At 60.9% G+C, this 13,368-nt stretch carries 13 protein-coding genes; 5 read left to right on the top strand and 8 right to left on the bottom strand.

The genetic code is table 11. The annotated features are described in order from the left end of the window. The first annotated feature begins 306 nt into the window (after positions 1 to 306). Positions 307 to 1,227: a LysR family transcriptional regulator gene (locus tag BM079_RS02110; RefSeq protein ID WP_090130326.1), complete on the top strand. Its 921-nt coding sequence runs from the start codon at positions 307 to 309 to the stop codon at positions 1,225 to 1,227. Between the two features lie 246 nt (positions 1,228 to 1,473). On the opposite strand, the gene BM079_RS02105 is transcribed toward BM079_RS02110, so the two are convergent. Then, a complete protein-coding gene (locus BM079_RS02105) occupies positions 1,474 to 2,667 on the bottom strand; it encodes an MFS transporter (protein WP_090130324.1) in 1,194 nt (397 codons plus the stop codon). A 359-nt stretch (positions 2,668 to 3,026) separates the two neighbouring features. Between BM079_RS02105 and BM079_RS02100 the strand changes: the two genes are divergently transcribed. After that, positions 3,027 to 3,251, top strand: a complete 225-nt coding sequence (locus tag BM079_RS02100) for a DUF2835 family protein (protein WP_090130322.1) — start codon at positions 3,027 to 3,029, stop codon at positions 3,249 to 3,251. A 31-nt stretch (positions 3,252 to 3,282) separates the two neighbouring features. On the opposite strand, the gene BM079_RS02095 is transcribed toward BM079_RS02100, so the two are convergent. From BM079_RS02095 to BM079_RS02085, 3 genes are all read right to left on the bottom strand, one after another. Further along, positions 3,283 to 4,299: an SMP-30/gluconolactonase/LRE family protein gene (locus tag BM079_RS02095; RefSeq protein WP_217639625.1), complete on the bottom strand. Its 1,017-nt coding sequence runs from the start codon at positions 4,297 to 4,299 to the stop codon at positions 3,283 to 3,285. Positions 4,300 to 4,330: 31 nt separating this feature from the next. Beyond that, on the bottom strand, positions 4,331 to 5,530 hold the full coding sequence (locus tag BM079_RS02090) for an MFS transporter (protein WP_217639624.1): 1,200 nt from the start codon (positions 5,528 to 5,530) through the stop codon (positions 4,331 to 4,333). A 97-nt stretch (positions 5,531 to 5,627) separates the two neighbouring features. After that, positions 5,628 to 6,590, bottom strand: a complete 963-nt coding sequence (locus BM079_RS02085) for an alpha/beta hydrolase (protein WP_139215238.1) — start codon at positions 6,588 to 6,590, stop codon at positions 5,628 to 5,630. Between the two features lie 185 nt (positions 6,591 to 6,775). On the opposite strand from BM079_RS02085, the gene BM079_RS02080 reads away from it, so the two are divergent. Beyond that, on the top strand, positions 6,776 to 7,747 hold the full coding sequence (locus BM079_RS02080; RefSeq protein WP_217639623.1) for an AraC family transcriptional regulator: 972 nt from the start codon (positions 6,776 to 6,778) through the stop codon (positions 7,745 to 7,747). Between the two features lie 202 nt (positions 7,748 to 7,949). Then, positions 7,950 to 8,663: an SDR family NAD(P)-dependent oxidoreductase gene (locus BM079_RS02075; protein WP_217639622.1), complete on the top strand. Its 714-nt coding sequence runs from the start codon at positions 7,950 to 7,952 to the stop codon at positions 8,661 to 8,663. A 127-nt stretch (positions 8,664 to 8,790) separates the two neighbouring features. Here BM079_RS02075 and BM079_RS02070 read toward each other — a convergent pair whose 3' ends face one another. After that, positions 8,791 to 9,414, bottom strand: coding sequence for an NADPH-dependent FMN reductase (locus tag BM079_RS02070; protein WP_139215237.1), 624 nt, complete (start codon positions 9,412 to 9,414; stop codon positions 8,791 to 8,793). Positions 9,415 to 9,430: 16 nt separating this feature from the next. On the opposite strand from BM079_RS02070, the gene soxR reads away from it, so the two are divergent. Then, positions 9,431 to 9,955, top strand: a complete 525-nt coding sequence (soxR, locus tag BM079_RS02065; protein WP_090130313.1) for a redox-sensitive transcriptional activator SoxR — start codon at positions 9,431 to 9,433, stop codon at positions 9,953 to 9,955. A 51-nt stretch (positions 9,956 to 10,006) separates the two neighbouring features. Here soxR and BM079_RS02060 read toward each other — a convergent pair whose 3' ends face one another. Genes BM079_RS02060 through BM079_RS02050 form a run of 3 tightly spaced genes read right to left on the bottom strand, consistent with a single transcriptional unit; the run spans position 10,007 to position 13,338 of the window. After that, the gene (locus BM079_RS02060) at positions 10,007 to 11,530 is read right to left on the bottom strand and encodes an ABC transporter permease (protein WP_090130311.1); all 1,524 of its coding nucleotides are present in this window, start codon (positions 11,528 to 11,530) and stop codon (positions 10,007 to 10,009) included. After that, complete coding sequence (locus BM079_RS02055) at positions 11,527 to 12,363, bottom strand: ATP-binding cassette domain-containing protein (protein WP_090130309.1); 837 nt, start codon at positions 12,361 to 12,363, stop codon at positions 11,527 to 11,529. The genes BM079_RS02060 and BM079_RS02055 overlap by 4 nt, the downstream gene beginning before the upstream one ends. A 3-nt stretch (positions 12,364 to 12,366) precedes the next feature. Beyond that, the gene (locus tag BM079_RS02050) at positions 12,367 to 13,338 is read right to left on the bottom strand and encodes an ABC transporter substrate-binding protein (protein WP_090130307.1); all 972 of its coding nucleotides are present in this window, start codon (positions 13,336 to 13,338) and stop codon (positions 12,367 to 12,369) included. Positions 13,339 to 13,368 lie beyond the last annotated feature (30 nt).

Below are 13,368 nucleotides of genomic sequence, written 5' to 3'. Positions count from 1 at the left end.
CTGGAAGTCGGCAATGCTTTGCGACGAAAGTTGTGTGGCGGCGAGCGTCTCGGAACTTGGCTCCGACGCTATGATGGGCCCCGCAGATCGGCGCTGGTGCTGCATCGGCGAGAATCGACCAGGGAATGACATGATGTACGCGCAGATCGAATCGATCCATGGCAAGACAGGCGAAACAGGCAGCGTGGTACAGCTTGCTTGTCGTGATCGATGTCACGGTCGATGTCACGAGCGGCGTCGCAGAGAAGAAAGCGGCCGAGTCTATGCGGTCGTCGTCCCGGGATCGCAAACGGTGGAGGCGCAGGTATGAATGCTGGTGACCGCTTCTCGGGGATCGAGGCGTTCGTGGCCTCGGCGGGGGCCGGCAGTTTCACCGCGGCGGCCAGAACGCTCGGGATGACGCCCTCCGGCGTGGCCAAGAGTGTCTCGCGGCTGGAAGCCCGCATCGGCCTCAAGCTGCTGCATCGTACGACGCGGCAGATCTCGCTGACGCCCGAAGGCAAAGCCTATCTGGGCGCTTGTCGCCAGGCGATCGGCGAGCTCGACGAGATGGAGGCCGCGCTGGCCTCCGATGTCGCCGATCCCCTTGGGCGCGTGCGTATCACCATGCCGGCCGCGTTCGGCCGACGTCATGTGCTGCCGAGTCTGTTCGAGCTGGCCCGATGTCACCCGGGGCTCGATCTCTGCGTCTCGCTGACCGAACGCACGCTCGATCTGGTGGCCGAAGGTCTGGATCTGGCCGTGCGTATCGGCGAGCTGGACGATGACGGTGACCTGGTCGCCCGGCGGCTGGGAACGGAGCGGCTGGTGACCTGTGCGGCGCCGGCCTATCTCGGGCAGAGCGCCGCGATCGCGTCACCCGAGGATTTGCGCTACCACGATTGCATCGTGGGGCCGCCGCGCGCCGCGACCTCCAGCTGGGTCTTTCACACGCCAGAGAGGGAAGTGACGCGTCAGGCCCTGCGTGTGCGCCACCAGTTCAACGACGGCGAGAGCATGCTGGCGGCGGCACTGGCTGGCTGCGGCGTGATCCAGATGCCGACCTGGCTGGTCGGCGAGTATCTGCACGACGGCCGGTTGATCCCGGTGCTGGAAGACGTCGACGGCTGCGAGCTGCCGATTCATGCTGTCTGGCCGAAGAGCGCGTTTCTGCCACCCCGGGTACGCGTGGTCATCGACCTGCTGGAGCGCCTGGCCAGCCGTGGGGATTCCGGTTTCGCGCCTTGAGTGTGTCCACAAAGCGCCCGGCTTGGTTGGTTCGCCGCGGCGCGATGATCGAGGCCATCTGTCCGGCCACGTCTGTAGGGGTGAAGAGCTCGCGGGTCATCCGGCTCGGCAGACTGACCGGCAGTAGCTCGGCGTGGATTCGTAAGGTCACTCCTGGCCAGCAGGCCGGAGCTGACTCGTTGTCATCACTCGAAATGCCTCCGAAGGTGCTTACCTTAACGGCAGGAAGGTCCATGATTCGCACGCTCACGTCCGCGAATCGGGATGGATCTTCATTGCCACGATCAACGACGTGACCAGCATCAGGACGCCCGCCAGCAGGACCGGAGTGGTGGCGTTGCCGACCGTCAGCAGGTAGCCGCCGAGGGCTGCGCCGGTCATGTTGGCGAACTGAATGGTGGCGACCTGCAGTCCGCCGGCGTTTTCCGGGTCGTTGGCGAAGTGACGCGTCACCCAGGTGGACCAGCCGACAGGAACGGTGCCGAACACGAAGCCCCAGATCAGTGTGAGCAGGATCATCCAGCCGATGTGGGTGCCAAACAGCGCCAGCCCGAGGGCGCAGGCGCCAATGATGAGCGGTGCCACGACCAGAGTGCCCTTGAGATTGGCCTCGATGACGCGCGATGAGAATGAGGTGCCGATGAAGTTGGCAACGCCAAAGGCCAGAAAGATCAGTGACAGGTGGTGGCTTTCGAGCCCGACCCAGCTTTCATAGAAGGGGCGCATGTAGCTGAAAAAGGAGAACTGGCCGGCAAAGACGCAAAATTGCGCCACGATCCCGATTCTCATTCGGGGGTGTCTGGCCACCTGCCAAAGGTCGGAGAGCGTATTGACCCGGGTCGAAGGCATGCCGGGCATCGACAGCCATTGCCAGATCGCGCAGATCACGCCAAGTACTGCGGCTCCGGCAAAGACGCCGCGCCAGCCGATGAGCGTGCCAAGATAACTGCCCAGTGGCGCCGCCAGTACCAGCGCTACCGACAGGCCACCGAAAACGATCGACAGGGCGCGGGGCACCTTCGAGGGCGCCGCGAGACGCATGGTCAGAGAAGGGGCCATGGACCAGAGGCCACCCAGTGCCACACCGAGCAGCAGCCGACCCAGGGTCAATACCGCGAAATTACCGGCAAACACGACCAGCACGTTCGACAGGGTCAGAATCAATGAGAAGGCCAGTATGACATGGCGCCGGTCGATGCCTTTCGTGACGCGTGTGATCAAAAGGCTCGACACTACGGCGACCAGTGCCGTGGCGGTCATCGATTGGCCGGCCATGCCTTCGCTGATGGCGAGATCCTCCGCCATGGGGGAGAGCAGACTGACGGGCAAAAGCTCTGTGATGACGACGACCGCGACGCTGAAGGCGAATGCGAAAACGGCACTCCAATGGGTGACGTCGGAAAAACTGTCGGACGATGCCGTTGTGTTGCCATGACTCATCTGGATCGCTTACTCGAAATTCGGGGCCTTGTCCGGTCAGATGGCTGGAAGCACCGGGCAGGGCGGGCATTCAAAAGGGGATATCGGCTTGGCGGCCGAAGCGGCAGGTCAAAAATGTGATGGCGTTCAACGCCTTTCTGCTGCCATTGTGGCGTCACAGGTTAGCGGCGAATGCGTGATGTTCAAGTGCTTGTTTATCAATGGCTCGCTGGCGGGTGTCGCGGTGAGATGCGAACCCAATGATTGGCTCGATCCGCCCGCTCGCTCAGCCGGGTGAAATAACCGGGGAGGGTGCCCGTGTCTCAAGCAGAGTGCTCACTCGTCGATAATGACAGGATGGACCCGCCACGGACACCGTCATGCCCTACGTCGATATCTCCCTCTCCCTCACGCTGGACCAATGTCGACGCTACTACGCCGGCCATGCAGAGTGGGTTGATGCCCACAGTGTCGATGGTCGGCGCGTGCGTTTTCCCGCGCGGGCGCTGCGTCGAATTGTCGGACCCAACGGGGTGCATGGGGTCTATCGGTTGGCGTTTGATGGCGCAGGGCGCTTCGAGAGTCTGGTAAGCATGGCCAGCTGAGGTCTGGTGTTTCCCTCGACTGGCCGGTTACTCAGCGGCTGTTTAATGCCTTGCCGAAGGCGCGTGCCTGAAACAGCGCCGCTTCACCGGGTTCACGCTTACCATCGGTGGCGACGATGGTGAGCTCGTCGGTGCCCGGGCGGATCGCCATGCTGGTCACGTGCAAAAAGCGGCTCTCATTGCGGCCCGGCAACAGAATCTGACCGATCGGCAGACCTTCACGTGAGAACACCATGATTTTGCCCTGACCGTACATCGCCACGTAGACGTGGCCCTCAGCGTCGACACGCATCGAGTCCGGTGCCGGACCGATAAAGTAGTACGCCACGGTGCCACCGAACGGCGCCACGCTGGTCGCATCAGCAAGATCGAGGCGGTGCAGCTGGTTGGTGCCAAATTCCCCGACCCAGAGCCGATCGCCCTGTGGCGAGAGCGCAATGCCATTGCCCACGTCAAGGTGTTCGATCACCGGGCTGATATCCCCTTCAGGCGAGTGATAGTAGGCACCACCCTTTGGATCACTGGCATCGCTGTGGGAATCGGTGAAATAGAACCCGCCCTTGTCATCGAAAACCACGTCGTTGGGCAAAAAGCCCGCCTCCTCGGGCACAACGCTTTGCTGATCGCTGCCATCAAGTGCCATCGAGACGATCGCGCCGCCGCCATCGGTGGTGAAGGCGGCCACAAACAGGCGACCATCGTGGACTGCCATGCCGCCGGGCATCAGGCCATCGAGTGTGGCGAGGGTCGAAAGGCCCTTGTCCGGGGTCCAGCTCAACAGCCGCCCACCCTGGGTATCGGAAAAGATAAGGCGGCCATCGTCGGTGAATACGGGGCCTTCGAGATCCTTGGTGACATCGGGCACTTCGACCACCTGGTGGGCCTGGCGCGTTGCCAGCCCCTGTTCGGCGGGGGGAATCGGCACGGGGCTCTGCGCTGCGCCAGCTTCGCCGGAGCTCTGTGCCAGAGCTGCTGTGCCGGTGGTCAGCAGGATCAGGCCGAGGGCCATTGCCCCCAGAGCGGGCCTGAATGAATGTTGGGTCGGCATTGTCGGCTTCCTTCTGTGTTGTATGAGAGCGTCACGCGTGGGCCTTTTCGCTTGCGGCCCGCTTATCGGCCGGCGTTTTCAGATAGGGGCGGATGACCAGAAAGAAGACCAGGCCGAGGGCGGTCAGTCCAGACCCCGCCCAGATGGCCGAGGGCACCCCGAAACCGGCGTGGACCGCGACACCGCCTGCCGCAGCGCCCAGCGCGTTGGCGATATTGAACGAGGCCATGTTGAGCGAGCCCATCAGCGTCGGCGCCTCCGGGGCGAGCTTCATCATCTGAAGCGGAATGGTCGGCACCGCAACCATCAGCGTGAAACCGGTCACGGCCAGCATGATCAGAAGCGATGCCGGGTGGGACGTCGTCAGCGCCATGATCGCCAGCATCACGAGCGTGACCAGAAAGCCGGCAATCATCGCGGCAAAGCGGTAGCGGTCGGCCAGATAGCCGCCGAGCATATTGCCAAGCGCCATGCCGATGCCGATCAAGGCCAGCGCGATGGGGGTGATCGACTCCGGCAGCCCGGCATGGCTCACCAGCGGTCCGACAAAGGTATAGACCGAGAACAGGCTGGCCACGACGATGGCAGCAAATACCAGCATGCCCCAGACACTCAGGCGACCAAGCGCCGAGAGTTCCTGGCGCAGCGAGCTGCCCGCGTAGGCCGCGCTGGGTTTGAGCCAGACGATGATGGCCAGAGTTGCCAGCGCTCCAAGTCCGGCGATAACGAGGTAAGCGATACGCCAGCCGAGCATCTGACCGAACAGTGTGCCGACCGGCGCGCCGACGATGGTGGCGAAGGTAATGCCGCCCATGACCAGTGAAATGGCACGTCCGCCGCGGTCCATGCCAACGATGGCGGTCGCGACCACCGAGGCGGCGCCGAAATAGGCGCCCTGTGGCAAACCGCTCAAAAAGCGGGCGACGACTAGTAGACCGAGATCGTTTGCCACCGCTGTCAGCAGATTGGCGAGTACCGCCACCACCAGCAGGATGATCAAAAGCGTACGTTTATTGACGCTGGCCGCGCCGATGGTGATCAGCGGTGCACCAGCCATGACCCCCAGTGCGTAGGCGGTGATGGCGTTGGTCGCCATCGGTACGTCGAGGTTCAGGCCATCGGCGAACAGCGGCAGCAGGCCCATGCTCGCGAACTCGGACGTCGAGATCACGAAGCTGCCGAAGGCGAGCGCCAAAAGTGCGAGAAAAGAGGGAGTGATGTGTCGTGTCATGGCAATCCTGGCGGCCTGACATCGCACCATGGCGCTGGCGGTACGACGACAAGAGGCCCCGCCAGAAGCGGGGCCCGTGATAGGGCTTTGAGCGATATCAGCTCAGATGCTCGCCGAAGAATGTCTCCAGCTTGTCAAAGGGGATCAGGTTGACGCGGTCATACAGATCGACGTGACCGGCGCCCTCGACCCAGTAAAGCTCTTTCGGCTCGGCCGCACGCGCGTAGGCGTCTTCGCTGAATTCGCGGGAGTGGGCCTGGTCGCCGCTGATGAACAGCAGCGGGCGCGGCGAGATGGTGTCGATATCGACGAACGGATAGAAGTTGAGAAACTTTACGTTGCTGGTCAGCGTCGGGTGCGTGGTCAGGTCCGAGGATTGCCCCTTCGGCGTAAACTCACCGCGCGGTGTCCGATAGAAGTCATAAAACTCCTTGGCGATGGGATGCGAATTCTCGTCGATCTCGTGCGGGCAACCGCTGGTGTAGGCGATATCGCCACCGGCAAATTCGACGTTGCGCTGCTGTGAGGCGGCTTCGATACCGGCCTTACGGTCCTCGAGCGAGACGCTCTTGCCAAGGCCGTAGCGGTTGGCCTGACCCATGTCGTACATGCTGACCGTGGCCACCGCCTTCAGGCGTGAATCGATCTTGGCGGCGCTGATCACAAAGCTGCCGCTGCCGCACACGCCCAGACCCCCGATGCGTTCGCCATCGACGAATGACTGGCTTGCGAGAAAATCGACACCGGCGCTGAAGCCCTCGGCGTAAAAATCCGGCGACACGCGATTACGCGCGCCGTCACTGGCGCCCCAGTACGGCAGGTCGATCGCCAGTGTGACAAAGCCGCGCTCGGCCAGTTTGGTGGCGTACAAATTGGCGCTTTGCTCTTTCACCGCCCCCATCGGATGGCCGACCACGATGGCGGGATGTGTCGTCGAGCGGTCCAGGTTTCTGGGAACAAACAGGTTGCCGGCCACGGCGGTCTGGTAGAGGGTCTGGAACGTGACCGCCTGGGCGTCAACGCGGTCGCTCTGATAGAAGTTCTGTGCATCATCCGCCATGGTGGCTTCCTCCGGCGTTATCGGGTGGACATTGTGACGGGAAATATTGTTGAGCCAGACTGGCGGTCATCGATAGCCGGGTTCTCCAGAATAATTGCCTGATTCGATGATCCTGCATTGAATCCTGGTCCAATGTGGGCGGATTGAGTTTAAAGTGACGCTCTCTTGAAGGGGAGCAGGATACAATGGAAGAGACGTCACGACCGCTGGAAACGGTCCGGCATGATCCTGACATGTTCGGTCAGGGCGGTGCCAATGGGCGGGTAAGCCCTGATCTCGTGGATATCGTCGAGCGCTGGTCTCGTGGCCATCATGACTGCGAGACGGCGGTGCCGGGACTCGGTCTGTTCCGGCGCGAACAGCCGTCACCGCCCGTGGAGTGCATGATCGAGCCGAGCATCGTGATCGTGGTGCAGGGTGCCAAGCGCATGTGGATCGGCAAGGATGCCTATTCCTACGATGCTTCGCGTTTTCTGATTACATCGCTCGAGCTGCCGGCACGCTCCGAGGTGATCGAAGCCTCTCCCGAGCGTCCCTGTCTTGGGCTGGCGCTCAGGATAGACCGGGCACAGCTGACGGATCTGATTTCCCGGGGCGGCGCCCAGGGCCCGCTTGACAGAAGCAATATGGCCGGCATCGGCCTGAGTGATACCACGACAGGGATTCTGGCGCCGGTGTCCCGACTGCTCTCGCTGCTTGATGAGCCCGGGGCGATTCCCTTTCTGGCCCCGCTGGTGCTGCGCGAAATCCACTACCGTCTGCTGCAGAGCGATCAGGCGCATCGTCTGCGCCAGATTGCCTCGATCGACGGCCACGGTTTTCGAATCTCGAAGGCCGTCGACTGGATCCGGGCCCATTACGCCCAGCCGATGCAGATCGAGCACCTGGCGGCCATGGCCCGGATGAGTACGCCGTCCTTTTATCATCACTTTCGCCAGCTCACGACGCTGAGCCCGCTGCAGTATCAAAAGCGGCTGCGGCTCGATGAAGCGCGGCGACTGATGCTGACCGAGCAGCTCGATGCGGCGAATGCCGCTTTTCAGGTCGGCTACGAGAGTCCGTCGCAGTTCAGCCGGGAATACAGCCGGGCATTCGGCGCACCGCCAAAAAGCGATATTCAGAAGCTGAGAAGCCAGGCCAGAGCGTCTTTCGGGTAGCGATATTTCAGGGCGCCTGACGCATATTCCTGGAAGGTCATCATGATGAAGCCCCGACCGTTCAACGTTCTCACCCCTTGAGCGACGCCAGCAGGATTTTCGTGGCGATTGCATTGACCTCAACAAAAGTTGAGGTCTTATAGTCTCGATCTCGCAAGACGGGTCTTTGAAATCTTCATGATCGGTTCAGGAGAGTATTGATATGAACGGCAAGCAGATTGCTCTGGTGAGCGGCGCTAATCGTGGTCTTGGTTTATCCATTGCAAAGGGGCTCAGCAGAGCCGGGTTTCACGTGCTGGCCGGGTGCCGTGATCTGGAAACCGGGCAACGAATATTTTCTCCTTCATCCAGCGATGGTATCGAGCCCGTTCAACTGGAAGTCACCGACGAAAACAGCATTGAAAGGCTTCGGCAGTTCATTGCAGACAAGTTCGGAAAAATTGATGTATTGATCAATAATGCCGGGCTCTCTGCGGACATGACGCCATCATTGAGCACTCGTGATCGTTACCGGAACACTTTTGATGTCAATGTGCTGGGTGTGGTGCTGCTCACGGAGGGGATGCTGCCGCTGTTACAGAATTCGGACCATGCCCGTATTGTTAATATTTCTTCATCGCTTGCTTCATTTACGCTGAGATCGGATGCTTCCTGGCCCTACGCCTCTTTCCAGCTTCCCTTTTATCAGGCCTCGAAGGCTGCTCTGAACGCGTTGACGCTCAGCCATGCAACGGCTTTTGCCGAACATGGCATCAAGGTCAATGCGGTGTGCCCCGGGTTTACGGCAACGGAAGCAACCCAGTTCCAGGGTAGAAATGTCGATGAAAGCGCCGAGATCGCCATCAGATTGGCGCAGATCGGTGTGGATGGTCCGACAGGTGCCTTTGTGGATGATGGCGGCACCGTCGCCTGGTAATTCACCCTCACGGATAACGGTCCCGGCCATGAAAGCCGGGGCCCGGGCAGAAAGATTTCCTTTTGAGTGATGATCTGATCTGCCAACGGCAATCCCTCGAATCGATGAGCCTTCGGCCATGCGCCTGCTACTGCTCATGGATCCTTTTTCTGCCGGGTTGAACGCTGATCATCGGCTGCAGGGCCTGATGAAATCGATCGAGCATGGTGGAAAGGTGTTGTGTGGTGTCAGAGTCCGGTTTGAAGACATTGTTGCGGTCAAAATAGCGTTCAATCCCTTCAAGCCCCAGAGCGTGATCGATCGGTATGGCCTGTAGAAAGGAAAATACCTGTCTGAGCTGTTCGACGGCCTGCATGCCTTTTGAGTAGGTGCCATATGAAATAAAGCAGACCGGTTTGGCTTGCCAGACATTCGGCACGATGTCGATGAGATGCTTCAATACGGCCGGATAGCCCTGATGATATTCGGGCGTCACGACAAGAAAGGCATCCGCTTTTTCCATCCTTGCTTCCAGTTGACACCAGATATCCAGAGGCAGCGGCTGTTCGCCAAATGAAAGGGGGAGCCCTGAGGGATCTATCATATCGGCCGTCATGTCATGACGGGCATTGATCCTGCTTGCTGCCCACTGCGCAATGGGCTCGCATCGACGCCCATATCGGGCGCTGCCGATAACCGTCGCAATTGATAAAGGTACAGGCGCCATGCTTGCCTCCATATTCACGAGGCAGGCATTATCAAACCTGAACAAATGTTGAGGTCAAGCCATGACACGACCATTGAGCCCTGAAAAAAAATTCCTGTCAGTGGGCGATGTTTCACAGCGCATGGGTATTGCCATTTCGGCACTGCATTTCTACGAACGTGAAGGTTTGATTACGGCCCATCGAAGCGCTGGCAACCAGCGTCGTTACCCAAGAGATATCCTGCGCCGTGTGGCGGTTATCAAGACGGCCCAGCGCGTGGGTATTCCTCTGGCCGAGATTCGTGACACCCTGGCACAGCTTCCTGACGGCCGAGCGCCGAACGCAGAAGACTGGGCACACCTGTCGATGCGCTGGCGCATGCAACTGAACGAGCGCATCAGTCATCTTGAGCAGTTGCGTGATCAGCTCGATGGCTGTATCGGATGCGGTTGCCTGTCTCTGGCGCAGTGTCCGCTGCGTAATCCCGGCGACATACTGGGGCAGGAGATGGTCGGGGCCGTGCGATTTCAGTCAGAGTCGGAAATCGATCAGGGGCAGGATCAATGGGCGGGGCCAGAGGCGCCTGCCCATGATCAATCGGAATGACGCTTCAGGCCCTGTATTGTCAGCACAGGCAGCGTCAGTACAGGCAGCCTCTCACCGTGCAGCCTTTCCCTGCACGATGCGATCCAGCACCACGGCGCAGACAAGAATCGCCAATCCTGCCAGCAGCCCCTGTCCCTGAGCCGCGTATTGCAGCGCGCGCAGTACGTCCTCGCCAAGGCCGGGGGCGCCAATCAACGACGCGATGACGACCATCGATAGGCACATCAATATCGTCTGGCTGACGCCGGCCATGATGGACGGCATCGCAATGGGCAGATCTACCCTGAACAGCAGAAAGGCACGAGTCGCGCCGAACGCGGTCGCGGCTTCCCGCACGTTTTCCGGGACGTTTGAAATGCCCAGGGCCGTCAGGCGCACCACAGGGGGGATACCGAAAAATACCGTGGCAATGATGCCGGAAGGCTTGCCGATGCCGAACAGGGCGATCACCGGGATCAGGTAAACAAACGCCGGCATGGTCTGCATGAAATCAAGCGCCGGGCGTACCAGCCGGGCCAGACGACGATGGTAACCGCAGGCGATGCCCAGCGGAATGCCCAGACCGATCGAGATCAGGGCCGCTGTGCCGAGCAGGGCCACCGTTTGCATGCTCTTGTCCCAGAATCCCAGCAGGGCCAGATAGGCCAGCGCGACGACGGTCAGAAGAAAGACACGAAAGCCGGCGATCTGCCAGGCCAGCGCCAGAATGATGGTCATGACCACCGGCCAGGGCGTTGCCGCCAGCAGGGTCTCCATCAGCCACAGAGCGCCATTGATGGTGCCGGTCATCACCCCGGCGGCCGGCGCAACCTGCTCGCTGAAGGTCTTCATGGCGCCGTCAAGGAAGGCGGCGGTCATGGAGTGCCAGTCCGGGTTGGCCGGAACACTGGCCAGAGCCGGCATCAAGTGGCCTGAAAAACCAAGCGCGCTGATGGGCACCACAAGCGCCATCAAAGCGGTGGCCGCGATGGCGCCGCGCAGACTCAGTCCCGTGGGGGCACTATCACCGAGCAGGCGCCAGGTGCGAAAGCGCCGCTCCAGCAGGGGGGTCGCGACGATGCCAACGCCGGCACGCACGATGACAAGGCCCCCGATGCCCAGAAGCAGGATCTGCCAGGCACTGCTGGATGCTCTGTCGGCCGCGGCATAAGCCTCGTCGCGCTCTTTTGTAAGTGCGGCGGCAGATTCAGCCAGGGACTGGGTCATGGCACTTTCGGGATCTCTTTGTGTGGCCGCTGCGGCCTGTGCCTGACGACTCTCTGCCAGCGTGGCAAGCCTGTCGGCGCGCTGAAGGGACTCTCGATTGGCGCCACCGCTCAAGCCCACCGATATGACGATCCAGGCCAGTAGCTCAATGACCAGAATCGGCCAGAAAGCCGCCCACAATCGCCGCGCCCCGAACCAGATCGGGCCGAGCAGGGCGGCGGCGGGATTGAAGGACCCGATGCGCCCCCGACCCTCGCCGATTCGGTGAAAGGCCTGAACGTAGTACTGCGAGCCTCGTCCTGAAAACTGACGTATGGCGTCGCTGCGCTCGGTGGTCGAGACATCCGTCTCCATTCCGACTGCTGTCATTGAACCATCCTCAGCGGGGGTTGTTCTGGCGTTGTCCGATAAGGTTCGACAAAGCGGGCGACGTAATCATCCGCCGGGGCGTCGACAAGCTCCTGTGGCTTGCCGAGCTGAACGATCCGGCCGGCACGCATGAGTGCCACTCGATCGGCAATGCGAAAGGCTTCTTCAACATCGTGAGTAATGAACAGCGTCGTCTTGCCAAGATCCCGCGACAGGCGGCCGAACTCGTCCTGCAGCTCACGTCGAATAAGCGGGTCAAGGGCACTGAAGGGTTCATCCATGAGCAGGATACCGGGGTCGGCGGCCAGCGCCCGTGCGAGACCAACCCGCTGCTGCATGCCGCCCGACAGGCTTGAAACATTGCGATCGCCGAGACCGCCCAGCCCGGTTCGCTGGAGCAGTTCGTCAGCCCGGTCCTCGCGCTGATGGCGGGGAATTCGCTGAATCTCCAGCGGCAGGGCAACGTTGTCCCGCACGGACAGGTGGCCTATCAGCCCGTGGCTTTGAAAGACCATGCCGATATCCTGCGAGCGAAGTCGACGCAATTGGGCGGTATTGAGCCGACCAATATCGCTATCCCCGATCAGCACCTGCCCTGATGTCGGTGTCAGAAGGCGGTTGACCAGACGTATCAGCGTTGATTTTCCGCAGCCTGAAAGCCCCATGACACACAGCAGCTCACCGGGTGTCACGGCAAGATCCACGTTTCTGACCGCGATGGTCGCCGACTGCTGCTTCAGGGTTTTTCCGTCGATGTCATCCTGCCGGGCAGCGGACAGGGTGGCCTGCGGATCGGGAGAAAATATCTTCCATACCTCTTTCAGCGTGATCATGATTCAGTCCGCCGTCCACTGGGCCACAATATCGGGATGCGCGGCGATCCATTCCTGTGCCGCCTCTCGTGGCGGAGTGTTCTCAACGGCAATGGCATAGGCCAGCTGATTCACTTCTTCTGTCGTGAAGGTCACACGCTCAAGTAGTGCAGCGACCTCAGGAGCACGAGTTTTCAGCGATCGCGAATAGGCCATATGGATGGCGGCGTCCTTGTAGGCGGACGCAATGGAGGATTTTTCGAGCCAGTTTGGATCGCTGGAATCCACCACGTTCCAGGCGTTTGGATCGTAGGGAGGCTCCTCGAGTTGCACCAGATCGTAGCGGGCAAAGTTCTGGTGCGGGGCATAGCAGTATCCGACCCAGCCGGTGCCCTTTTTGACTGCAGCGTCGAGCGCGGCGGTTGCCACGGCTTCGTCGGTGGTCTGCAGATCGAAGAAGTCAGCAAAACCGTAATCTCGCGCACGGATTCTCTCGAAGCCGGTAGAGAGCCAGCCGGCAGCGCCCAGCCAGATTTCCCCCTTGCCATCGCCGTTGCTGTCGAACGCACTGATCTTGTCAGGATTGGAAAGGTCGTAGACCGAATGAATGTCATGTTTCTCGGCGGTGGCGCGGGTCGTGCAATACCCCTGCGTGCCGGCATAGGACGGCTGGGCAAGAATCGCCTGACCCTTGTCGCCGGTGTACTGGTCAACAAAAGGCGCCTGATTGGGCAGCCAGACATCGGTCCATATGTCGATATCGCCATTATTGCGGTTCAATGCTTCCCAGATCACCGGTACCGAGGTGGTATTGACGATCCGGGTCTGATCGCCAAACCGATCCTGAATCAGTGCCTCAACGACGTAGGCGGTTCCCTGCGCCGTGGCATACCCCGGATCGGTAATGGCAATGGGCCGGCTGTCGGCGGCGTTGGCCGTGGTGGCCAGAGTGGCGCCGAGCAGTAGTCCTGTCGCCAGATGGGGGAGTGATGTCATGTTTCTGATTCCATGATTCTGTTAACGCCT

The organism is Kushneria avicenniae, assembly GCF_900112585.1.
GTDB classification, from domain to species: domain Bacteria; phylum Pseudomonadota; class Gammaproteobacteria; order Pseudomonadales; family Halomonadaceae; genus Kushneria; species Kushneria avicenniae.
This window is presented reverse-complemented; position numbering and strand designations above follow the sequence as displayed.